The organism is Amycolatopsis camponoti (assembly GCF_902497555.1).
GTDB classification, from domain to species: Bacteria; Actinomycetota; Actinomycetes; order Mycobacteriales; family Pseudonocardiaceae; genus Amycolatopsis; species Amycolatopsis camponoti.
This window is the reverse complement of the sequence record NZ_CABVGP010000002.1, coordinates 648,939-670,654: the sequence shown is the minus strand read 5'-3', so window position 1 is coordinate 670,654 and position 21,716 is coordinate 648,939. Positions and strand designations below refer to the sequence as shown.

23 protein-coding genes are annotated in these 21,716 nt (G+C 70.3%); 10 read left to right on the top strand and 13 right to left on the bottom strand.

Annotated elements, in window-relative coordinates; translation table 11 throughout:
- Nucleotides 1-4: 4 nt before the first annotated feature.
- Nucleotides 5-790 carry an electron transfer flavoprotein subunit beta/FixA family protein gene (locus AA23TX_RS23680; RefSeq protein ID WP_155545061.1) on the bottom strand — a complete coding sequence of 262 codons (786 nt, stop codon included), beginning with the start codon at nt 788-790 and terminating at the stop codon, nt 5-7.
- Between the two features lie 243 nt (nt 791-1,033).
- Between AA23TX_RS23680 and AA23TX_RS23675 the strand changes: the two genes are divergently transcribed.
- Nucleotides 1,034-1,879 (top strand): DegV family protein, encoded by an 846-nt coding sequence (locus tag AA23TX_RS23675; protein ID WP_155545060.1) that lies wholly within the window; start codon nt 1,034-1,036, stop codon nt 1,877-1,879.
- Here the strand turns inward: AA23TX_RS23675 and AA23TX_RS23670 are convergent.
- The gene (locus AA23TX_RS23670) at nt 1,857-2,282 is read right to left on the bottom strand and encodes a hypothetical protein (RefSeq protein WP_196425497.1); all 426 of its coding nucleotides are present in this window, start codon (nt 2,280-2,282) and stop codon (nt 1,857-1,859) included. The two genes, AA23TX_RS23675 and AA23TX_RS23670, sit on opposite strands and share 23 nt — an antisense overlap.
- Before the next feature lie 53 nt (nt 2,283-2,335).
- On the opposite strand from AA23TX_RS23670, the gene AA23TX_RS23665 reads away from it, so the two are divergent.
- From AA23TX_RS23665 to AA23TX_RS23650, 4 genes are all read left to right on the top strand, one after another.
- Nucleotides 2,336-3,109, top strand: coding sequence for a class I SAM-dependent methyltransferase (locus AA23TX_RS23665; protein WP_155545058.1), 774 nt, complete (start codon nt 2,336-2,338; stop codon nt 3,107-3,109).
- Nucleotides 3,106-4,611: a 1,4-alpha-glucan branching protein domain-containing protein gene (locus tag AA23TX_RS23660; protein WP_155545057.1), complete on the top strand. Its 1,506-nt coding sequence runs from the start codon at nt 3,106-3,108 to the stop codon at nt 4,609-4,611. Before AA23TX_RS23665 ends, AA23TX_RS23660 begins: the two co-directional genes overlap by 4 nt.
- Before the next feature lie 9 nt (nt 4,612-4,620).
- Entirely contained in the window at nt 4,621-5,109 is a 489-nt protein-coding gene (locus tag AA23TX_RS23655) for a glutathione peroxidase (protein WP_155545056.1), read from the top strand.
- Nucleotides 5,110-5,326: 217 nt separating this feature from the next.
- On the top strand, nt 5,327-5,539 hold the full coding sequence (locus AA23TX_RS23650) for a hypothetical protein (RefSeq protein ID WP_155545055.1): 213 nt from the start codon (nt 5,327-5,329) through the stop codon (nt 5,537-5,539).
- Between the two features lie 47 nt (nt 5,540-5,586).
- Here AA23TX_RS23650 and AA23TX_RS23645 read toward each other — a convergent pair whose 3' ends face one another.
- The gene (locus AA23TX_RS23645) at nt 5,587-6,816 is read right to left on the bottom strand and encodes a YbiU family protein (protein WP_155545054.1); all 1,230 of its coding nucleotides are present in this window, start codon (nt 6,814-6,816) and stop codon (nt 5,587-5,589) included.
- An 88-nt stretch (nt 6,817-6,904) separates the two neighbouring features.
- Between AA23TX_RS23645 and AA23TX_RS23640 the strand changes: the two genes are divergently transcribed.
- Nucleotides 6,905-8,020: an ROK family transcriptional regulator gene (locus AA23TX_RS23640; RefSeq protein ID WP_155545053.1), complete on the top strand. Its 1,116-nt coding sequence runs from the start codon at nt 6,905-6,907 to the stop codon at nt 8,018-8,020.
- 53 nt (nt 8,021-8,073) lie between these two features.
- Here the strand turns inward: AA23TX_RS23640 and AA23TX_RS23635 are convergent, their stop codons facing one another.
- Entirely contained in the window at nt 8,074-9,837 is a 1,764-nt protein-coding gene (locus tag AA23TX_RS23635) for a glycoside hydrolase family 2 protein (protein WP_155545052.1), read from the bottom strand.
- A gap of 125 nt (nt 9,838-9,962) precedes the next feature.
- Between AA23TX_RS23635 and AA23TX_RS23630 the strand changes: the two genes are divergently transcribed.
- Nucleotides 9,963-11,240 carry a glycosyltransferase family 4 protein gene (locus AA23TX_RS23630; RefSeq protein WP_155545051.1) on the top strand — a complete coding sequence of 426 codons (1,278 nt, stop codon included), beginning with the start codon at nt 9,963-9,965 and terminating at the stop codon, nt 11,238-11,240.
- Nucleotides 11,241-11,345: 105 nt separating this feature from the next.
- On the opposite strand, the gene AA23TX_RS50790 is transcribed toward AA23TX_RS23630, so the two are convergent.
- Entirely contained in the window at nt 11,346-11,474 is a 129-nt protein-coding gene (locus tag AA23TX_RS50790) for a hypothetical protein (protein WP_277875417.1), read from the bottom strand.
- A gap of 141 nt (nt 11,475-11,615) precedes the next feature.
- Nucleotides 11,616-12,395: a class I SAM-dependent methyltransferase gene (locus tag AA23TX_RS23625; protein ID WP_155545050.1), complete on the bottom strand. Its 780-nt coding sequence runs from the start codon at nt 12,393-12,395 to the stop codon at nt 11,616-11,618.
- A gap of 143 nt (nt 12,396-12,538) precedes the next feature.
- Between AA23TX_RS23625 and AA23TX_RS23620 the strand changes: the two genes are divergently transcribed.
- Nucleotides 12,539-12,955 (top strand): hypothetical protein, encoded by a 417-nt coding sequence (locus AA23TX_RS23620; RefSeq protein ID WP_155545049.1) that lies wholly within the window; start codon nt 12,539-12,541, stop codon nt 12,953-12,955.
- Here the strand turns inward: AA23TX_RS23620 and AA23TX_RS23615 are convergent.
- Complete coding sequence (locus tag AA23TX_RS23615) at nt 12,952-13,410, bottom strand: nuclear transport factor 2 family protein (protein WP_155545048.1); 459 nt, start codon at nt 13,408-13,410, stop codon at nt 12,952-12,954. The genes AA23TX_RS23620 and AA23TX_RS23615 overlap by 4 nt on opposite strands.
- A gap of 81 nt (nt 13,411-13,491) precedes the next feature.
- On the opposite strand from AA23TX_RS23615, the gene AA23TX_RS23610 reads away from it, so the two are divergent.
- Nucleotides 13,492-14,025 carry a TetR/AcrR family transcriptional regulator gene (locus AA23TX_RS23610; RefSeq protein WP_155545047.1) on the top strand — a complete coding sequence of 178 codons (534 nt, stop codon included), beginning with the start codon at nt 13,492-13,494 and terminating at the stop codon, nt 14,023-14,025.
- Here AA23TX_RS23610 and AA23TX_RS23605 read toward each other — a convergent pair.
- From AA23TX_RS23605 to aceA, 4 genes are all read right to left on the bottom strand, one after another.
- On the bottom strand, nt 14,016-14,882 hold the full coding sequence (locus AA23TX_RS23605; RefSeq protein ID WP_155545046.1) for a hypothetical protein: 867 nt from the start codon (nt 14,880-14,882) through the stop codon (nt 14,016-14,018). The genes AA23TX_RS23610 and AA23TX_RS23605 overlap by 10 nt on opposite strands.
- A 10-nt stretch (nt 14,883-14,892) precedes the next feature.
- Nucleotides 14,893-15,384 carry a SigE family RNA polymerase sigma factor gene (locus tag AA23TX_RS23600; protein WP_155545045.1) on the bottom strand — a complete coding sequence of 164 codons (492 nt, stop codon included), beginning with the start codon at nt 15,382-15,384 and terminating at the stop codon, nt 14,893-14,895.
- A gap of 183 nt (nt 15,385-15,567) precedes the next feature.
- Nucleotides 15,568-17,175 (bottom strand): malate synthase A, encoded by a 1,608-nt coding sequence (aceB, locus tag AA23TX_RS23595; protein WP_155545044.1) that lies wholly within the window; start codon nt 17,173-17,175, stop codon nt 15,568-15,570.
- A gap of 100 nt (nt 17,176-17,275) precedes the next feature.
- Nucleotides 17,276-18,556 (bottom strand): isocitrate lyase, encoded by a 1,281-nt coding sequence (aceA, locus tag AA23TX_RS23590; protein ID WP_155545043.1) that lies wholly within the window; start codon nt 18,554-18,556, stop codon nt 17,276-17,278.
- A gap of 228 nt (nt 18,557-18,784) precedes the next feature.
- Here aceA and AA23TX_RS23585 point away from each other — a divergent pair, with 228 nt between their 5' ends.
- Nucleotides 18,785-20,209, top strand: coding sequence for a short-chain fatty acyl-CoA regulator family protein (locus AA23TX_RS23585; protein ID WP_155545042.1), 1,425 nt, complete (start codon nt 18,785-18,787; stop codon nt 20,207-20,209).
- On the opposite strand, the gene AA23TX_RS23580 is transcribed toward AA23TX_RS23585, so the two are convergent.
- Both AA23TX_RS23580 and AA23TX_RS23575 read right to left on the bottom strand, forming a co-directional pair.
- Nucleotides 20,199-21,185, bottom strand: coding sequence for a hypothetical protein (locus AA23TX_RS23580; RefSeq protein WP_155545041.1), 987 nt, complete (start codon nt 21,183-21,185; stop codon nt 20,199-20,201). The genes AA23TX_RS23585 and AA23TX_RS23580 overlap by 11 nt on opposite strands.
- Nucleotides 21,182-21,673, bottom strand: a complete 492-nt coding sequence (locus AA23TX_RS23575; RefSeq protein ID WP_155545040.1) for a SigE family RNA polymerase sigma factor — start codon at nt 21,671-21,673, stop codon at nt 21,182-21,184. The genes AA23TX_RS23580 and AA23TX_RS23575 overlap by 4 nt, the downstream gene beginning before the upstream one ends.
- Nucleotides 21,674-21,716: the final 43 nt, after the last annotated feature.

Genomic DNA, 21,716 nt, shown 5'->3' with positions numbered 1-21,716 from the left:
GTTGTCAGATGAGCTTCTGGCCGACCAGGTACTCGGCGACCTTGGTGCCGCCGTCGCCCTCGTCCTCGACCTTCTCACCGGCGGTGCGCGGCGGTTTCGGCGAGGATTCGGTCACGGTGGACCACGCGTTGCCGAGGCCGACCTCGCCCGCGTCGATGCCCAGGTCGGCGATGGTGAACGTCTCGACCGGCTTCTTCTTCGCGGCCATGATGCCCTTGAAGGACGGGTAGCGCGGCTCGTTGATCTTCTCGCCGACGCTGACCACCGCGGGCAGGCTCGCCTCGAGGCGGGTCAGGCCGTCCTCGGTCTCGCGGACGGCCTTGATGGTCGTGCCCTCGACCGTGACCTCACGCGCGTAGGTGACCTGCGGCAGGCCGAGCAGCTCGGCGAGGATCGCCGGGATGGCGCCGCCGCGGCCGTCGGACGACTCGTTGCCGGCGATGATCAGGTCGTAGCCTTCGACCTTCGCGATCGCGGCGGCGAGCACCTTGGCGGTGGCGATGGCGTCGGAGCCGTGCAGCGCCTCGTCGGAGACGTGGATGGCCTTGTCGGCGCCCATGGACAGCGCCTTGCGGATGGCGTCGGTCGCGCGGGCCGGGCCCACCGAGATCACAGTGACCTCGCCCTCGCCGGCTTCCTTGATCTTCAGCGCTTCTTCGACGGCCTTCTCGTTGATCTCATCGAGCACGGCGTCGGCGGATTCGCGGTCAAGGGTGTGGTCGGACCCGTTGAGCTTTCGCTCCGAGTAGGTGTCCGGTACCTGCTTGACCAGGACAACGATGTTGGTCATGGGTCTTCTTCGACCTCCCGGTTGTGGCCCGCGGACGCACCACGGGTCAGTGCTCTACTGGCCGGTAGATTAGGGCCATTCCGCCGCCAGGACCCGCCGAGGTGACGCCATTCACCTGGATGCGCAATCTAATGGGACCATCGTCCCGGTAGTCGACCGGTTGCCCCACCCGAACTGCCGTTCGTCCGATCGGACCAACCACGGCATACTCGCAGTGGGTGTCAGGCATTAACCTCCCCCACCATGCCCTCGCGCATCGCCGTCATCACCGACTCGAGCTCCTGCCTGCCCGACCTCGTCGCCTCCCGCTGGGCCATCGGAGTCGTCCAGATCCAGCTGAACCTGGGTGGTCACTTCGACGACGAAAACCGCTTCGACCGCGGCGAGGTGATCAACGCCATGAGAGAGGGGCACACGATCACCACCTCGCCCCCGGATCCGGGGGCGTTCTTCTGGACCTACCAGGAAGCGGCCGCCTCCGGCGCGACCGCCATCGTCAGCATCCACATCTCCGGCCGCATGTCCGACACCGTCCGCGCGGCCCGGGAGGCCGCCCAGCAGGTGCGCATCCCGGTGCACGTCCTGGACAGCCGCACCACCGGGATGAGCCTGGGCTTCGCCGCGGTGTCGGCGGCCCGCGCGGCCGCGGCGGGCGGGGACGCCGGCCGGGTCATCGAAGCCGCCGAACGCCGGTGCTTCACCAGCACCGAGTTCATCTACGTCGACACGCTGGAGTTCCTGCGCCGAGGCGGGCGGATCGGCGCCGCGCAGGCGATGCTCGGCACCGCGTTCTCGATCAAGCCGCTGCTCACGGTCAAGGACGGCGAGGTCGCGCCGCTTGCCCGCGTCCCCGGCACGCGGCGGGCGCTGGCCAAGATGGTCGATCTCGCGGTCAAGAAGTCCGGCGGCTTCCGCGCCGACATCGCCGTTACGCGGTTCGGCGCGAGCGACCACGAACTCGAGATCGGCCGGCAGATCGAACGCCGGGTCCCGGCGATGGCCGAGAGCATGGTCGTCGAAGCGAGCACGGTCATCGGCGCGCACCTCGGCCCGGGCGCGCTCGGCATCACGGTGTCACCGGTGTACTGACCCGGCGGCCGGGAATCGCCAGGAGCACCAGCGGCACCAGCGCGCTGAGCCCCGTCAACCCGATGATGAGCACCTGGTCGATCGTCTCGAAATGCGACACGTGCCCGAGGTGGTAGAAGAAGTGCGGCACGCCGAAGAGCAAGGCGGCGATCGCCGCCAGCCGCGCGACTGCTGTGGTGCCGATCACGGCGGCGCCGATCAGCGTGGCCGCGAGCGCCAGGTTGAGGCCGCCGAAGTCGCGCAGCAGGTGTTCGTTGAAGGGGCCGTCCATCGAAACCCAGCCCGTGCGGACGCCGGGAAAGTCCTGGTAGAAGCCGATTGGTGTGATCAGTGGCCACAGTCCGATCGGGACCTCGATCAGGCCGAAGAGGACGAGCAGAACGCGGGTGATGGTCCGTTGCATGACCACGGAACGAGACGGCCGGGCCGGACGTGACACCCGCTAGGGTCGCGGAGGTGACCACCCCAGCCACCCGGGCCGAGGCGCTGCACCTGACCGGCGAACGGACCGTCCCCGGCATCGCCGAGGAGAACTACTGGTTCCGCCGCCACGAGGCCGCCTACCTCGCCCTGCTCCCCCACTGCGCGGACGCGAAGGTGCTCGAAGCCGGCTGCGGCGAGGGCTACGGCGCGAGCCTCCTCGCGACGACGGCCCGCCGGGTGCTCGCCCTGGACTACGACGTGCCGACGACCGAGCACGTCGCCCGCCGCTACCCCGAAGTCGCCGTCGCCCGGGCGAACCTCGCTTTCCTGCCGGTGGGCGACGGCGCTGTCGACGTCGTGGCCAATTTCCAGGTCATCGAGCACCTGTGGGATCAGGCCGGGTTCCTCGCCGAGTGCCGGCGGGTGTTGTCGCCGGGCGGCAAACTGCTGGTCACGACGCCGAACCGGCTGACCTTCACCCCGGACAGCGACACGCCGCTGAACCCGTTCCACACCCGCGAGCTGGCGCCGGCCGAGCTGGCCGGACTCCTCGCCGAGGCCGGTTTCGACGTCGAAGCGCTCCACGGCCTGCACCACGGCGAGGCTGTCCGCGCGCTCGACGAGCGGTACGGCGGTTCGATCATCGACGCCCAGCTCGACGTGGTCATGGGCTCGCTGCCCGGCCAAGCCGCCTGGCCGGAGGCGCTGCTCGCCGACGTGGCCGCTATCGACGCGACCGGGTTCGACATCCACGGTGACGACCTCGACGCGAGCCTCGACCTGGTCGCCGTGGCGGTGCGCCGGTGAACGAAGGCACCTTCTGCCTCGTCGTGCACAGCCACCTGCCGTGGTTGCCGCACCACGGGAGCTGGCCGGTCGGCGAGGAATGGCTCTACCAGGCGTGGGCGCACTCGTACCTGCCGATGGTCGAGTTGCTGGAGCGGCTCGCCGCCGAAGGCCGCCGGGACGTGCTGACGCTGGGCGTCACGCCGGTGCTCGCCGCGCAGCTCGACGACCCGTACAGCATCCGCGCGTTCCACGACTGGCTCGGCCACTGGCAGCTGCGCGCCCAGCACGCGTCGACGCTGTGGCGGGGCGACCCGACGCTGCGCGAACTCGCCGCGGCCGAACACCGCACCGCGGTCCGCGCGGCTGAAGAACTGGGCACCCGCTGGCGTCACGGCTTTTCCCCGATCCTTCGTTCCTTGGTCGACAACTCGACGATCGAGCTGCTCGGCGGCCCGCTGGCCCACCCGTTCCAGCCGCTGCTCGACCCGCGGGTGCGCGAGTTCGCGTTGAACGCCGGCCTGGCCGACACGGCATTGCGGGTCGGGTCGCGGCCCGAGGGGATTTGGGCGCCGGAGTGCGGCTACGCGCCTGGCATGGAAAAGGACTACGCGGCCGCCGGCGTGCGGCGGTTCATGGTCGACGGGCCGTCGCTGCGCGGCGACACCTGGGCGGCGCGACCGGTCGGCGACAGCGACGTGGTCGCGTTCGGACGCGACCTCGAGGTCACCTACCGTGTGTGGTCGCCGAAGGCCGGCTACCCCGGCCACGCCGCCTACCGCGACTTCCACACCTGGGCGCACGAGGTCGGGCTCAAGGCGTCGCGCGTCACCGGGAAGACGGTCGAACCGCCGGACAAGGCGCCGTACGACCCGTCGCTGGCCGCGGATGTGCTGGGACTGCACGTCAAGGACTTCGTCGACACCGTGGTCACGCGGCTGCGTTCGCTGAAGAAGCAACACGGGCGCGAGGCGCTCGTGGTCGCCGCTTACGACACGGAGCTGTTCGGGCACTGGTGGCACGAAGGGCCGGCTTGGCTGGAGGGCGTGTTGCGCGCGCTGCCCGAGGCGGGCGTCCGCGTGACAACGCTGAAAGGCGCGCTCGACGCCGGGCTCGTCGGCGAGCCGATCGAGCTGCCCGCGTCGTCGTGGGGGTCGGGCAAGGACTGGCGTGTCTGGGACGGCGAGCAGGTCAAGGACATGGTCGACGCCAACACGGCGTTGCAGGAACGGCTCCTTTCGCTCGTTGCCGGTTTGCCGACCACGGCCCGGGACACCGTCGCCGACCAGGCCGTGGCCGAAGCGATGCTGGCTCTGGAGAGCGACTGGGCGTTCATGGTCACCAAGGACTCCGCAGCGGACTACGCGCGCCGCCGCGCGGCGGTGCACACCGAGCGCTTCGACGCCTTGGCCGGACTGCTGCGACGCGGCGACCGCACACGAGCCGAAGAACTGGCGGCGACCTATCGCGCCGCCGACGGACCGTTCGGGCACCTCGACGCCCGGGCACTGAAGCACGACTGAAAGGGACTCATGGGCATCCAGGAAATTCCGGTCAAGACCCTCGACGGGCAGGACAGCTCACTGGGCTCGCTCGCGGGCAAAGCGCTGCTCGTGGTCAACGTCGCGTCGAAGTGCGGCCTGACCCCGCAGTACTCCGGCCTCGAACGGCTGCAGGAGCGCTTCGGCGGCCAGGGTTTCTCCGTCGTCGGTTTTCCGTGCAACCAGTTCGCGGGGCAGGAGCCGGGCAGCGCCGACGAGATCCAGACGTTCTGCTCGACGACCTACGGCGTGACCTTCCCGCTGTTCGAGAAGATCGACGTCAACGGCGAGGGCCGGCACCCGTTGTACGCGGAGCTGACCAAGACCGCCGACGCCGAAGGCGCCTCCGGCGACGTCCAGTGGAACTTCGAGAAGTTCCTCGTCAGCGCCGACGGCGAGGTCCTCGCGCGGTTCCGGCCGCGGACCGAGCCGGAGGACGACGCGGTCGTCAAGGCCATCGAGGCCGCGCTGCCGGCGTGACACGGGGCGGGGGACGTCGTGTCCCCCGCCTTCCCCGGAATTCACCGGATCGACGGGTTTCTGCGGCCAGCCGGGTACCACCGAAACAGTACCGAAAATGATTCCCATGATCCGGTCGGGCGGATCCCGGGTGATCAGCCTGCCATTTCCCCCGCTTCGCACTGAATACTTTTCACGACGCCACTCCGGCGCCGATGTGCGGAGAAGGGATCATGGGATGACTACCTCCAGGCGACGGGCCGCGCTGGCCGCGTTCCCCGTGGCACTCGGGCTGCTGCTGGCCGGCCCCGCGGTGGGCACCGCGTCGGCCGCGCCGTCGTCCGACGCGGCGGACCAGGCTCGCCACTGCGTGCTGTGCGTCGGCCACCACCATCACCACGGGCACATCCATCTCCTGGGTCTGCACCTCGGGCTCTGGCTGCACCTGTAGCTCCCGGTCGCGCCGGGGCGGAGTGCGGCCGCCCCGGCGTGGCGCGGTCAGAGGCCGAGCTGTTCGCGCCCGACCGCGTCGAGGTCGCCGATTGTGGCGCGGCCGGCCCAGTTCACTTCGTAGTCTTCGGGTGCGAAATCGCCCGGGCTCGCGCCGGCCAGGAATGCGCGGCCGCATTTTTCGGCGTAGGCGGCATTCTTCGCGCAATGCGGGCTCGCCGGGATGTACATGACGTTTCCCCAGCGATCCGGATTGGAGCCGTCGGCGACGGAATGGATGACGTCGCCGTGCCACCAGACCGTGTCACCCGGTTCGACGTCCGGGATGGAGGTCAGCGCGGGCAGCAGGTCGTCGTGGTACTTGTCGCTCACCGGCAGGGCCTGGCCGTTGGCCGCGCCGCAGAGATCGCCCTCGGGGATGTCGTCCTGCAGCGCGCGGAGCAGCACGTACGTGATCGCCGACGGGATCGGCACCACGTGCAGGACGCCGTCGCCCTGGTGCATTTCCGACAACGCCGTCCAGCCCTGGAAGGTGCGGAAGGCCGAGCACATGACGGTCGACGGGTATTCGTCGACTTCGGTGCGGTAGGCGCCGTCCCACGGGTCGTACTCCTGCCAGTTTCCGGCGAAGACGTGGCGGAACACCTGCTGGTAGGCGGGCAGCAGCCAGCGTTCGACCGAGCCGGAGTCGGTGTGGGCGGACAGGCCGAGTGACGCCGAGCCGGGCGGGCGGCGGCGGATACGGTCGGGGTAGGCCGTGTCGCGATCGGGGTCGAACCAGACGCGGCCCTCGGACTCGTGCCGCCAGAAGGAGTTGAGGAACCGCCGGACGGCGACCATGTGCTCGTGCTGCCGAGCCTGGATCTGCAGCTTCGACCAATAGACCGGGTAGATCTGCGGCTGGCTCGACGCGAGGCCGGCGAAAACGTCGTCGGCAGGACCCTGGTACGTCCCGGCGAAGTCGTTGTCGGCCAGGTAAGCGGCCAGTTCGGCGTCCCAGGCTTCGGCCGCTTCGCGCGCGAAGGTGCCCTTGACGACGGCGCAGCCACGGCGCCGGACCGCGTCGAGCGTCCGCTGCGACACGATCCCGTCGGCGATGTCGCGGAATCGGACGACCGGGAAGGCGTCCGGGTCGGCGGCGACGGCGTCGACCTCCCGCCGCAGCCCGTCACGGACCTCGGCGAACACGCCGGCGACGTCGCCGATCCGGGCGCGCAGCTCGTGCTTGGTCCGCGAGATGGCCTCGGACATGTTCGCGGGCAGCTCTGTGGTCGTCATCGGTGTCCTCACGATCTTTGGTTAGGACTCCTTACTAGAATGTCCCGGCTACGGTAACCCCTGTCCGTCTCCCGCCACAAGAGGTGCGATGTCCGACCCCGACCGGCCGCTTCCGCGCCTGGCGATGCTGCGGGCCATGACCGACCGCGCAGTCCTCGACCACGTATTCGTCCACGGCCGGACCACCCGTGCGGAGCTCGCCGCGACCACCGGGATCTCGAAGCCGACGATCTCCGAGTCGGTCCGGCGGCTGGAGACGGCGGGCGCGCTGCGGGCCACCGGCACCGACCAGACCGGCCGCCGCGGCCGGATCGCCACCTTCTACGAACTGGCCGCCGACGCCGGCCGCGTGGTCGCCGCGGAGGTCAACCAGCAGGGCGTCCGCACGATCACCACCGACCTGATCGGGACGGTCCTGGCGACCGAGCGGCGCCCGCCCGCCGACCGGCCGGTGACGACCGCCGTCCGGGACGCCGTCGCCGCGGCGGCCGAAGCGGGCTCAGGTCCGGTGCGAGCGATCGCGATCTCGGTGGCCAACCCGGTCGACCCAGTCACGCACGAGGTCGTCGCGCTGCCGGGGTCGCCTTTTCCCGAGGGGACGCTCCGGGCCGACGAGATCGGGCGGGACGTTCTGCTCGACAACGACGTCAACTTCTCCGCGCTCGCCGAACGACGAGAGGGCGCCGCCCAGGAGGCGAAGAGCTTCGCTTACGTCTACATCGGCGCCGGGCTCGGCGTCAGTCTTTACGTCGGCGATCAACTCGTGCGCGGGGCTCACGGGCTGGCGGGCGAGATCGGCTACCTGGACAGTTCGGGGACCACGCTCGCGTCGGCTCTCGCCGACCAGGGTTTCGGCAGGTCCGACGCGCCTTCGCTGGACGTCGACGCGATCTTGACCACGCTCGACCAGGCCGCCGCCGACACCGTGGCCGCCGAACGACTACGGCTGCTCGGCGCGACGCTCGGGAGGGCCGTCGCCGCGATCTGCACGATCGTCGATCCGGACCTGGTGCTACTGGGCGGCCCGGCGGGGAGCCGGCCGGATCTCGTGGCCGAAATCCGGCGAACGGTTCGCGCGGCGGCGCCGGGACCGGTTCGGGTGGAGGCCGGCGCGGTGACGGACTCCGCGGCCCTGCGCGGCGCGTTGTTGTCGGCGCTCGACCACGGGCGGGATCGCCTGGTCAAGGCCGTCGCCGAAAGCTGACCACGAGCCTGTCAGGGCGAGACTCCGGTGCGAACAGGTGGCAGCGAGGCCGCTTAGGCCGAGCCGGCGTCGATTACCGCTCGCACGCACTTCGCGACCACCGACGGGTCGACCTTGACCACGCGACGGTCGTACGTCAGCAGGCCGTTGACCTCGTTCTCGACATCGGTCGTCTGGGTGTAGATCGCGCCGGACAAGCCTCGCTCGACGACCACACGCTCCAGAACGGCACTCACCTCCGCGTAGCGCTCGGTCAGCCGCTCCCGGGTCGTCGTCATCTCGTACGCGTTCGGCAGGCCCGGCCAGCGGTGGTCGTCCAAGACGAGACCGAGGCCGCCGTACTCGCCGTCGACGATCGCCCGGCCGTCGGTGACCGTCGGCTCGCCTGGGCCCACGTACGTGTGGTCATCGTAGACGTCACCCGCGCCCGTGTCCGGGCGGGAGAAGCAGCAGTTGACCCCGCTGTTCGCGATCACCAGCCGGGTCGGGTCGAGGGTCTTGACCAGTTCCGCGACACGGGCGGTGTCGAACTCGCCCCAGCCCTCGTTGAACGGCACCCAGCCGACGATCGACGGGACCGCTCGGAGTTGAATGATCATTTCGATCAATTCGGCTTCGAACCGCTCGCGGGCCCGTGGGACCGGGTCCGGCGCGATGCCGGGCGGACCGTCGAACGACACCGTCAGCGACGGCATGTCCTGCCAGACGACCAGGCCCAGCGTGTCGGCCCAGAAGTACCAGCGCGCCGGCTCGACCTTGACGTGTTTGCGGACGAAGTTGAAGCCCAGCTCCTTCGTCTTTTCGAGGTCGAAGCGCAGGGCGTCGTCGGTGGGCGCGGTCGAGATGCCATCCGGCCAGTAGCCCTGGTCGAGCGGACCGTGCAGGAACGTGGGCCGTCCGTTGAGCGCGATCCGCGGGCGGCCTTCGGCGTCCGGGAGCAGGCCCACCGTCCGGAGACCGGCGTAGCTGCCGACTTCGTCCAAAACCGCGCCATGCCGGTCGAGCAGCCGGACACGCAGTGTGTACAGGTGCGGATCGTCGGGCGTCCAGAGGCGTGGTTCGGGAACGTCCACGCGCACCGACGTCCCGGCCGCGCCCGAGCCGCGAGCGACTTCGCCGTCCGTGTCCGAAACGACGACCACGACCTCGGCACCGCCGGTGACCTGCGGGGACACCGTCACGCCGGTGAGGTCCGGGGTCAGGTCGAGGCGTTCGACGCGGGTCTCGGGCACCGGCTCGAGCCAGACCGTCTGCCAGATTCCGGACGACGCCGTATAGCAGATCCCGCCGGGTGCGTTGCGCTGCTTGCCGACCGGAAAGGGCTCGATGTCGGTGCGGTCCTCGGCCCGCACGGTCAGTTCCTGTGGGCCCGACGCCCGCAGGACGTCGGTGATGTCCGCGCTGAACGCCGTGTAGCCGCCCTCGTGCGTCGCGACGAGCTGATTGTTGACCCACACCTTCGCTGTCTGATCGACCGCGCCGAAGTGGAGCAGGACCCGCCGGCCAGACCACTCAGCCGGGATCTCGACCAGGCGCCGGTACCAGAGGACCTCGTCGCGTCGGCCGATTCCGGACAACGCCGACTCCGGCGGGAACGGGACCAGGATCCGCTCGGCGTAGCCGGACTGCCGTGGTTCCTCCGGCGACGACGGCCAGCCCGCGTACTCCCAGACGCCGTTGAGGTTCAGCCAGCGCGGCCGGGTCAGCTGCGGCCGCGGGTACTCGGGCAGGGCGTTGTCCGGGCCGGCTTCGCCGGTCCACGGGGTGGACAGGGGCGGGTCGAGCCGGCGCCAGCCGGTGTCCTCTGGTGAAGTCATCCCGGCCGATGGTGGCAGAGATCGCCGGGCTCGCCAGTGAGTCGGACCACATTCCGCGAACGATCTGGCCGGTCGGCTGGCACGGGCGCCGCCGGGCCGTCCCGACTCGCGAGTAACCTCTGCGCATGCGTGTGCTGATGCTGTCCTGGGAGTACCCGCCAGTGGCCATCGGTGGCCTGGCCCGGCACGTGCACGCGCTCGCCTGCCACCTGGCCCGGCAGGGTCACGAGGTCGTCGTCCTGTGCCGGCACGCGGCGGGCACCGACGCCGGGACGCATCCGCGCACCGACCGGGTCGTCGAGGGCGTGCGGATCATCCGGGTCGCCGAAGACCCGATGCACGTGACGTTCGAACGCGACCTCGTCGCCTGGACGCTGGCCATGGGGCACGCCATGATCCGCGCGGCGCAGGACCTGCTGCGCGGCTGGCAGCCGGACGTCGTGCACGCGCATGACTGGCTGGTCGCCCATCCGGCCATCGCGATCGCCGAGGCCGCGCGGGTGCCGCTGGTCGGCACGATCCACGCGACCGAGGCCGGCCGGCACTCCGGCTGGCTGTCGCACCCGCTGAACCAGCAAGTTCACTCGGTCGAGTGGTGGCTGGCGAACCGCGCCGACGCGCTCATCACGTGCTCGCAGGCCATGCGCCGCGAGGTCGCGCACCTCTTCGAGGTCGAGGCCGACGATGTCACGGTGATCCACAACGGCATCGAGGAACGCGGCTGGCAGGTGCCGGCGAAGGAGATCGCCCACGCCCGCGAGGTCTACAGCCCGGCCGGGGCGCCGCTGTTGCTCTACTTCGGACGACTCGAGTGGGAGAAGGGCGTGCAGGACCTGCTGGCCGCGCTCCCCCGCATCCGGCGCCGCCACCCCGGCACGCGGGTGGTCGTCGCCGGAAAAGGACGACACTTCGACGAGCTGGTCGAGCAGTCGCGCAAGCTGCGGGTGCGGCGCGCCGTCGACTTCGTCGGGCACCTTTCCGACCGCGACCTGCGGGCGGCGCTGGCCGCGGCCGACGCCGTGGTGCTGCCCAGCCGGTACGAGCCGTTCGGGATCGTCGCGCTGGAGGCAGCTGCCGCGAAGGCGCCGCTGGTGGCGTCGACGGCCGGCGGGCTCGGCGAGGTCGTGGTGCACGGCGAGACCGGGCTGGCGTTCAGCCCCGGCGATGTCGCGGAACTGGCCAACGCGGTGACGGCCGTGCTCGACGACGCGCCGGCCGCCGCGAAACGGGCGAAGGCCGCGCAGTCGCGGTTGGCCGCGGACTTCGACTGGGGCCGGATCGCCGAGGCGACCGCCGCGGTTTACAAGCGGACCAAGCCGGGCGAACCCGTCGAGCTGCCGCGGCCGAAGATCGCCACCGGCAACGCGTTCGAGCCGGTCGCGGCCGGGCTGCCGGAACTGTAGGTAACCGGCGCGATGGCGACCAAACCCGGGCGACGCGACGCCGTGGCCTACCGAGCATCGACCGAAAGCCGCAGTTCGGAAGCCGAACTGTAGGTAGCGGCCCGCTCAGAAGCGGCAGGGCCGGAAGCAGTCGGAGTGCGCCGAGGCGGGCGCGGTCACGACCACCACGGCACCGAACGAGAACGAAAACACGACGAAGACGGCGGCGACGACAGCTCTCAACCTGCTGGTCATGGGGACTCCTCGGGACGACCGGCGCAAGGACGCGCCTCGCAGCGAGCATCCGCGCCGGTTCCCGCGGAAACAATAAGCGGAACACCAGGGGCCGCTACCCATTCGCCTTGCGTGACCGGTCGGGGGCCGGCCAAGGTCCGGTCAACGGGTCCCGGTCAGCACGCGCACCCGGACCTGCTCACGCAGTGGTCCGAACGGCGACAACGCCTCCCGGACGCGCTGGGTGAACGCCGTCCGCGCCTCGATCGCCGGCAGCTGGGCCGGGCTCATGGCCGAAAACACGCCACCGACGATCTCCTCGACATTCAGCGGCGCGTCGTACGAGACGACCAGGGAATCGACGGAGTACCCCGCCGACGAGAGGGCGTCCGCGTAGCGCGACTGGCTCGTCTCGTCAGTGCCGCACGTCCGGTGCAGCGGTGTCCCCAAATACGACGAGACCACCTCGCGCAGCGCCGCCGACCAGGCCGCGTCCTGCAGCCACAGCGGCTCGCCGTTGGTCACCACCGCGACACCGCCGCGCGGACGCAGCAGCGGGCGCGCCGCCGCGAACAGCGTCGCGTGGTCCATCCAATGCAACGCCTGCGCCACCGTCACCGCGCCCAGCCGGCGCGGGCCGAGGGCCGGTGTCAGCGCGCCGACGTCGGAGTCCGCACCCAGGAGCCAGCTCACGTTGGGCGGCGAACCCGCCTTGCGGGCTTGGTCGAGCATCGCCGGTTCCGGATCCATGCCCAGCACCGCGCCCACCCGGGGAGCCAGGACGCGGGTGAGCTGGCCGGTGCCGCAGCCGAGGTCGAGCACGACGTCGTCGCGCGTCAGCGTGAACGCCGCCGTCAGCGCATCCCCCACCGCGGCTGGGTAGCCGCGGCGGAACCGCTGGTAGAACTCGCTCACTTCGCCGCCGAACGCCGATCCCGTCATGGCCCTCAGCCTGTCCGAGGCGGCCCCCGGCCGGTCCTCCTTCCGCTCAGGGCGCATTCGAGCGTCACAGTCGGATCTCGACCGGCAATCCCCTGGCCTGCGCAAACGCCTTGTGTACACGAATCGAACTCCGTGAGGTCACCATGAAGATCCTCTCCCTCACCGCCGCGTTCCTGCTCGTGCTCACACCGGCCGCCGCCGCGCAGACCACGTCACCACCGCCACTGCCCACCTGGCTGAAGTTGTCCGTCTACAGCGGACATCCCGGAGAGAAGGTCTCCCTCACCGTCGCCTGCGATGGTGAAGCGGGCCCTGTCACGACCAAGGCGCTACGCATCACGACACCCCCGGCCCCCAACGCCGAAGGACACCAGCCGTGGGCGTTGTTCGGCGAAAGCGTCGTCGCCGCCGTCGCGCCCGCCACCTACCCGGTTTCCTTCCGCTGCGCGGGAGAGCCCGTCACCGTGCGCTTCACGGTCTTGGCGGCGAAGTCCCGGCCCGGGCAGGTGAAGGTCGTCCCGCACGGTGCACCCCGGACCGGCGACGGCTCGGCCGCTTAGAAGATCGGCAGCAGGACGCCGTGCTCGGACTCCGGGCGCGGGCCGAAGATCCGGCGCTCCGACGCCTCGATCGGCACGTCGTTGATGCTCGCCTCCCGCCGGCGCATCAGGCCTTCGTCGCTGAACTCCCACAGCTCGTTGCCGTAGCTGCGGAACCACTGGCCGCCGGCATTGCGGGACTCGTACTGGAACCGGACGCCGATGCGGTTGCCTCGGAAGCCCCACAGCTCCTTGCGCAACGCGTAGTCCAGCTCCCGCTCCCACTTCGCCGTCAGGAACCTGACGATCTCCGCGCGTCCGACGACGTGCTGGTCGCGATTGCGCCACACCGAATCCTCCGTGTACGCCAGCGAGACCCGTTCCGGGTCGCGGGTGTTCCACGCGTCCTCGGCGGCCTGGACCTTCTGGCGGGCGGTGTCCTCGTCGAACGGCGGGAACGGCGGACGCGGGGTCATGAGCACTCCTTCGAGACGTGGAGAACGTGCGTTCTCCGGTAGTCTAGAGAACGCCCATTCTCCGCACCAGAGGCAGCTGACATGACTCCCACGGAGGCGACCGACCGGCTCCTGGAAGCCGCCGAGGAGCTCTTCTACGCCCACGGCGTCCAGGCGGTCGGGATGGACGCCGTCCGCGCGCGCTCGGGCGTCTCGCTCAAGCGGCTCTACCAGACCTTCCCAGCGAAGAACGACCTGGTCGAGGCCTACCTCCGACGCCGCGACGAGCGTTGGCGGAGGTCGTTGCGCGAATTCGTCCACGCCCGCGGTGACGACCCGCTGGCCGTGTTCGACTGGCTGCGGAACTGGTTCTCCGAGCCCGGCTTCCGCGGCTGCGCGTTCATCAACTCCTTCGGCGAGTTCGGCGAGCCGGCGCCGGGCGTCGCGGCCGCGATCCGTGAGCACAAGGACCGGGTGCGGGCCTACGTGCGTGGTCTCGTAGGCGACGAAAGCATCGCCGACCAGCTGTTTTCGCTCGTCGAGGGCGCGACCGTGCTCGCCGCGATCACCGGCAACGCGGGCGAAGCGAGCACGGCGCGCGAAGCCGCGAAGGTCCTCCTAGGCGCTCACGGGTAGAGCGTCAGCCCGGGGTCGAGCGCGATGTCGGTCAGCTGGGCAAGGCTCAGCGGCGGCGACGGCATGTCCGGCCCGCTCGGGTGAGGCTTCTTGGCGTCGTCGGCGACGTTCTGCGCCTCCACCATGACGCCCGTGCCGTCGGGTTTGGTGACGTTCGTCCGGTTGACCGTCGCCTGTCCCGGTGACTTGAGTGTTTCCTCGACGACCGTCTCGCCGTGCGGCCCGGCCTTCCGCTCACACGATTGCTGCATGTTCTCGGGCGGCTTACCGCACTCGGTGGCCGGCGTGGCGTTGCCGCCGAGCCGGGTGACGATCGCCCAGACGTTGCCCCTGCGCGATCCGTCGACCGTCGTCGCCGCGGCCAGGAAGTAGTCCTCGCCGCCGCTGCACGAGCTCTCGTGCCGCACCTGCGCGGAAAACACGTGGTAGAAGGTCAGCGGCCCGTGCTGCGTCCCCTTCGGGTACTCGCCCTCGGCGTGCGGTTGCAGTTTCGTCCCGCGGGCGACCCGCTGCTGGACGGCGGCGGTCAGCACACCGGTCAGCCGGTGCGTCGCGACGTCCGTCTTTTCCGGGATCGGCGCGCCGGTCTGCGGCGGGTAGGGACTGACCGCGCACGGATCCGGGGACGCCGGCGCCGAAGGCGTGCCGGCCGGCACCAGGGTCCCGGCCGGATCACCGGGCGCGAACACGAAAGCCGCGCCGACGGCCACCGCCGCCACGCCCGCCCCCGCGGCCGTCCACGGGACCGCCACCCGCCGCACCCGCGCGCGACGGCGTTCGCGGTCCAGCACCGCTTCGAAGTCCACTGTGGACGCCGGCACCGCACCGATCGCGGCGTCGAACTGTTCCCTGCTCATGGCCCCTCCTTCAGCTCTGGCTCGCGGCCACGAGCGCGCGCAGCGAGTCGAGCCCGCGCGCGGTCTGGCTCTTCACGGTTCCGGGCGAACACTCGAGGATCTCGGCGGTCTCCTCGACGGAGAGGTCGCAGTAGTAGCGCAGCACGACGGCGGCCCGGCGCCGCGGCGGCAGCGCGTCGAGCAGTTCGAGCAGCCCGAGCCGTTCGATGACGTCGTCGCCGGGCAGCACGGCCGGTTCCGGCAGCGTCTCCGCCGGTTCTTCCCGCCGCCACGCCCGGGACTTCTCGTCGAGCCACGTTCGCACCAGGACCCGGCGCACGTAGGCGTCGACGTGGTCCATCAGCCGCACCCGCGGCCAGTGCCGGTACAGCTTGCCGATCGTGATCGACACCAGGTCGTCGGCGAGATGCCAGTCCCGGCACAGCAGAAAGCCCGTCCGGCGCAGGACGTCCATCCTGGCCGTGACGTAGTCGCGGAACCCCACCTCTTCCGAGCGTTTCACGCGTTCCTCCTCGTCGCCCCCACACCCGCTTCAACGGGGCCGGTCGACGTGGAGGTTGCCCGGAACGCGAAAAACCGGTCCGGCGACGGGGAGCCACCGTCGCCGGACCGGTTCGTGACCACACCATCCCAACCAGTGTGGTGTCCGAGGACCCCTCGTCAGGTAGAGGTCCTCGGAGCCCTGCTACCGGGCGTCCGTGAGGTACCGCGCGTAGGCACCCGTGGTGAGGAAGCTCGGCAGCTTCTCGCCCAGCGCGGTCTCGGTGAAGATCGCGTACGCGTCGTCGAGGCGGTTGCCGGTGCCCAGCTCCGCGCGCACCGAGGCGAGTTCGTCGTCCAGGAATTCGATCGCCAGCTCGCGGGTCAGCGCCGTGCCGTCCTCGAGCTTCGTGCCGTTGCGGATCCACTGCCAGACCTGGCAGCGCGCGATCTCCGCCGTGGCCGCGTCCTCCATAAGGTTGTGGATCGCCGCCGCGCCGGTGCCGCGCAGCCACGCGTCGACGTAGCGCAGCGCGACGTTGATGTTCGCGCGCACGCCCGCTTCGGTGACCTCGCCGCCGGCGCTGGCCACGTCGAGCAGGTCCTCGGCGGTGACGTGGACGTCCTCGCGCAGCTTGCCGAGCTGGTTGGGCCAGCCGCCGAGCACGCCGTCGAAGACCTCGCGGCAGATCGGCACCAGGCCCGGGTGCGCGACCCACGAGCCGTCGAAACCGTCGTTGGCCTCGCGTTCCTTGTCGGCGCGGACCTTCTCGGCCGCGGTCGCGTTGATCTCCGGGTCCTTGCTCGGGATGAACGCGGCCATGCCGCCGATGGCGTGCGCGCCGCGCTGGTGGCAGGTGCTCACCAGCAGCTCGGTGTAGGCGCGCATGAACGGCACGGTCATCGTGACCTGCGCGCGGTCCGGCAGCACGAAGTCGGCGCCGTGCGCGGCGAAGTTCTTGATCAGGCTGAAGATGTAGTCCCAGCGGCCGGCGTTGAGGCCCGCCGCGTGCTCGCGCAGCTCGTAGAGGATCTCGTCCATCTCGAACGCGGCGGTGATCGTCTCGATCAGCACGGTGGCGCGGATCGTGCCGCGCGGGATGCCGAGCTCGCGCTGCGCCAGCAGGAAGACGTCGTTCCACAGCCGCGCTTCGAGGTGGTTCTCGAGCTTCGGCAGGTAGAAGTACGGGCCGACGCCGCGCGCGACGAGCTGGCGCGCGTTGTGGAAGAAGAACAGCCCGAAGTCGACCAGGCTCGCCGAGACCGGACGACCGTCGATGCGGATGTGCTTCTCCACCAGGTGCCAGCCGCGGGGACGCGCGACGATCGTCGCCGGGTCGTCGCCGATCGTGTAGTGCTTGCCCGCGTCCGTGGTGAAGTCGATGTTGCGGCGGATCGCGTCGTAGAGGTTGATCTGGCCGTCGATGACGTTGTGCCACGTCGGCGACGTCGCGTCCTCGAAGTCCGCCAGCCACACCTTCGCCCCGGAGTTCAGCGCGTTGACCGTCATCTTGCGGTCGGTCGGGCCGGTGATCTCGACGCGGCGGTCCTCCAGGCCCGGCGCGGTCGGGGCGACCTGCCACGAGCGGTCCTCGCGCACCCGGCGCGTCTCCGGCAGGAAGCCGAGCGGCTTCTCGCCGGACTGCAGTTCCTCCCGCCGCACTCGACGGGCGTCGAGCAGCTCGCGACGGCGGCCGGCGAACGTGTTGTCCAGCTTGGCCAGGAAGTCGAGTGCCGCCGGGGTCAGGATCTCCGCGAACCGGCCGTCGACCTCGCCGGTGACCTCGATGCGGTAGTTCAGCCGATCAACCATGGGGTGCCTCCGCGAGCAGAGCTGTGCAGGGAAGGAAAGAAGGGGAGGGACGCGGCCTGACGACGACGAGGGGGGCGACGTCGTCAGGCCGCGGCCGGGATCAGTGGAACTGGGCTTCTTCGGTGGAGCCCTTGAGCGCGGTGGTCGAGCTCTCCGGGTTCAGCGCCGTCGCGACGTTGTCGAAGTAGCCGGTGCCGACCTCGCGCTGGTGCTTGGTGGCGGTGTAGCCGCGGCTCTCCGAAGCGAACTCGCGCTCCTGCAGGTCGACGTAGGCGGTCATGCCTTCGCGGGCGTAACCGTGCGCCAGGTCGAACATCGAGTAGTTCAGCGCGTGGAAGCCGGCCAGCGTGATGAACTGGAACTTGTAGCCCATGTGGCCGAGTTCGCGCTGGAACTTCGCGATCGTCGCGTCGTCCAGGTGCTTCTTCCAGTTGAACGACGGCGAGCAGTTGTAGGCCAGCATCTGGTCCGGGAACTTCGCCTTGATGGCCTCGGCGTACTTGCGCGCGACCTCGAGGTCCGGCTCGGACGTCTCCATCCAGAGCAGGTCGGCGTACTGGGCGTAGGCCAGGCCGCGCTCGATGCACGGCTGGATGCCGTTGGTGACCTCGTAGAAGCCCTCGGCGGTGCGGCCGCCGGTGAGGAACTGCTGGTCGCGCTCGTCGACGTCGCTGGTCAGCAGCGTCGCGGCCTGCGCGTCGGTGCGGGCGACGATCAGCGACGGCACGTTCAGCACGTCCGCGGCGAGGCGGGCGGCGTTCAGCGTGCGCTCGTGCTGCTTGGTCGGGATGAGGACCTTGCCGCCGAGGTGACCACACTTCTTCTCGGACGCGAGCTGGTCTTCCCAGTGCACACCCGCGGCGCCGGCCGCGATCATGCCCTTCATCAGCTCGAACGCGTTGAGCGGGCCACCGAAGCCGGCCTCCGCGTCGGCGACGATCGGGGCGTACCAGTCGATGTCCGTGTTGCCCTCGGCCCAGTTGATCTGGTCGGCACGGCCCAGCGCGTTGTTGATGCGGCGGACCACGGCCGGCACGGAGTTGGCCGGGTAGAGGCTCTGGTCCGGGTAGGTCTGGCCGGACAGGTTGGCGTCGGCCGCGACCTGCCAGCCGGACAGGTAGATGGCCTGCAGGCCCGCACGGACCTGCTGGACGGCCTGGTTACCGGTCAAAGCGCCCAGCGCGTGGATGTAGTCCTCGGTGTGCAGGAGGTTCCACAGCTTCTCCGCGCCGCGGCGGGCCAGGGTGTGCTCCTCGACGACGCTGCCGCGCAGCTTGATCACGTCTTCGGCCGAGTAGGAGCGCTGCACGCCCGCCCAGCGCGGGTCGTTCGCCCACTGCGCCGCCAGCTCCGCGGCCGCCTGCTTGGCCTGTTCCGTCATCGGTACTCCCGGTGTTGCGAAGTTTGCGATTGCTCGCCTTGCCTGGCCTGACCCTCGCATGGCTGGGAAAACCGGGTCCAGTTGTCCAAGTTGCCAATTTATGCGAAGGATACGTAGGCTCTTTGCAAAGGTTGCGAATAGCCGTTTCGCAACTGCCACGAAAATCCGCGTTCTTGACCGTTCACGTAACCGTTCAGGACCGGAAACCTTCCGGAGAGGTGGGCTCGAATGGAGAAGACTTTCGCCGGAGCGAGGTTGCGCCACTTGCGCGAAAGCCGGTCGATGAGCCAGGCCGACCTCGCTCGTGTGCTGGAGATCTCACCCAGCTACCTCAACCAGATCGAGCACAATTCGCGACCGCTGACGGTCCCGGTGCTGCTGCGGATCACGCAGGCGTTCGGGGTCGACACCGAGTTCTTCGCGAACAACGACACGTCCCGGCTGGTCGCCGACGTCAAGGAAGCCCTGCTCGACGAGGTTCTCGGCGTGGACGTCACGATGAGCGAGCTCAACGAGCTGGCCACGAACCTGCCTGCCCTCGCGCAGGCGCTGGTCAAGCTGCACCGCAGCTACCGCAACGCCGTCGAAAGCACCGCCGCGCTGACCACGGAAAACGGCCTGGGCCTGCACGGCAGCGCGGCGGCACCGTTGCCGCACGAGGAGGTCCGGGACTTTTTCTACGAGCGCGAGAACTACGTCGCCGAACTGGACGAACGCGCCGAGAAGATGGCGGCCGACATCCCGCTGCAGCGCGGCCAGGTGCTCGGCGCCCTGAAGGAACGGCTTTGGCAGCGCTACGGCGTCGAGGTGACCAGCGACGGGATCGACGAATCCGCCGGTCAGCAGCACCGCTACGAGCCGGTGACCCGTGTGCTGCGGCTGGCACCGAGCCTGCGCGTCGGGCAGCAGGCGTTTCGCATGGCTTCGCAGATCGCGCTGCTCGAGTACGACGACCTGATCACCGAGCTGGCCGACTCGTGGGCGTTCTCCGGACCGGCCGCGCGCTCGCTGGCCCGCGTCGGCCTGGCGAACTACTTCGCCGGGGCGCTGATCCTCCCCTATGGACCGTTCCTGGCCACGGCCGAGCGGTTCCGCTACGACATCGAGCGGCTGTGCGACCACTTCGGCGTCGGCTTCGAGACCGTGTGCCACCGGCTGTCCACGTTGCAACGTCCGAAGCAGCGCGGGGTGCCGTTCTCCTTCGTGCGGGTGGACCGGGCCGGGAACATGTCGAAGCGCCAGTCCGCGGCCGGGTTCCACTTCTCCCGGGTGGGCGGCGCCTGTCCCCTGTGGAACATCTACGAGGCGTTCACCCAGCCGGGGAAGATCCTCACGCAGATCGCGACCCTGCCCGACGGGAAGAGCTACTTCTGGATCGCGCGCACGATCTCGCGGAACATCGGCGGGTACGGCAGCCCCGGGAAGACGTTCACGGTCGGTCTGGGCTGCGAACTTCGCCACGCCGGACGGCTCGTCTATTCGACCGGGCTCGACCTGGACGAGCCGGCCGCCGCGACACCCATCGGGATGGGCTGCAAAGTCTGCGAACGGCCGGCTTGCTCCCAACGCGCCTTCCCGACGATCGGCAAGCAGCTCACCGTCGACGAGAACACCAGCACCTTCGTCCCCTACCCGGCGGTTCCTAAGGGCTGATCACGTGCGTCGTCCACTTCGACTCGTCCGGGCCGAGCAGCGTGATCCGGCTCAGCAGCTCCTGCGAAGTGACGCCCGCGGCCTGGGGGTGGTCGATCGCGACGCACGCCCGCAGCCCGTTCTTCGTCGTGCACACCGGCGTGCCGAGGCCGTCCGCGCGGCCCCCGGGGAGGGTGACCGTGATCGTCGCCAACGCGCCGTTCGACGAGTACTGCAGCACCGCCCGCCACGGGACGTTGTCGGCGTCGGGACGGCGCCACAGGTTGACGTCGGCGACGCGGAACGTCTCCGGCAGACCGGTGACGTGCAGCGGCAGGGGCACCGCGCGGTTCGCGAACTTCACTTCGCCGGCGACGCGCAGCAAGACCTGCTGCAGGTCGGGAAGCGCGAGGTAGTAGGCGTTCAGCTCGGCCCAGCGGCCGTCCGGGGTCGGCCAGCGCAGGTAGCTGTTGCCCTGGTTGAGGGGGTCCCGCGCATCGGTCGTGACCCAGTAGCCGTCGCGGTCGCCGACCCGGACCGGGACGCGCACCGCCCGCCCGCCCATGTCGTGCCTGCGGTCCAACGGTGGTTCCTGGTCGTACACCGCGAGCCAGATCATCGGCGCCAGATCGCCGCGGCCGATGGCCAGCGCGTAGTCGCCGTGGCCGCCGGAGCCGTACTCGATGCCCGTGATCGGCTCCGGCAGCCAGCCGAAGCTCGCCTTCGCCACCAGCGGGTTGTCGGTGGGCGCCGGCGCGACGGGGGCGGGCGTGGGCAGGACGGCGGGCGGCGCCGGCGGGGGCGTGGTCCGGAACACCGACACGGCCGTCAGCCCCGCGGCCGTCACCACCGCGGCGCAGCCGACGACCAGCGCCGTGGTCCGCGCGCGACGACGACGTCCCCCCAGCCGCCGGGCGCGATCGAGGTCGATCCGAGGCGGCGGCGCGGGCGCGTCGGCGAGTTCCTTCAGCTTGGTGGCCAGCTCGTGGTCGGTCATGCCCGTCCCTCCCGGATGGGTTCGGCCAGCAGGCCGCGGAGCGTGTCGACGGCTTTCGCGGTCTGGCTCTTGACGGTGCCTTCGGAGCACCTGAGGGCCCGGGCGGTTTCGGCGACCGACTGGTCGCCGAAGTAGCGAAGGACGACGGTCGCCCGCTGGCGCGCGGGCAGCCGGTCCAGCGCGGCCCGCAGGTCGAGCGCCGAATCGAGGTCCGGGCCGGGTGCCGGTGGCGAGTCGTGGTCGGCGCCGCGCAGATCCACCCGTCTCCACCACGCCGTGCGCTGCTCGGCCAAGTACACGTTGACCAGCGTGCGGCGCACGTAACCGTCGAGGTTGTCCGCCCGGGCGGCGCGCGGCCAGCTCGCGTAGAGCCGGGTGATCGCCGCCTGGACCAGGTCGTCGGCCCGGTGCCAGTCGCCGCAGAGCAGGTACGCGACCTTGCGCAGCCAAGCCGACCGTGCCGTCACGTACTCGGTGAAGTCGTTCACCGGCGCCCCCTGTCCTGTTCGTCACCCCTTTGATGCGGCCGGA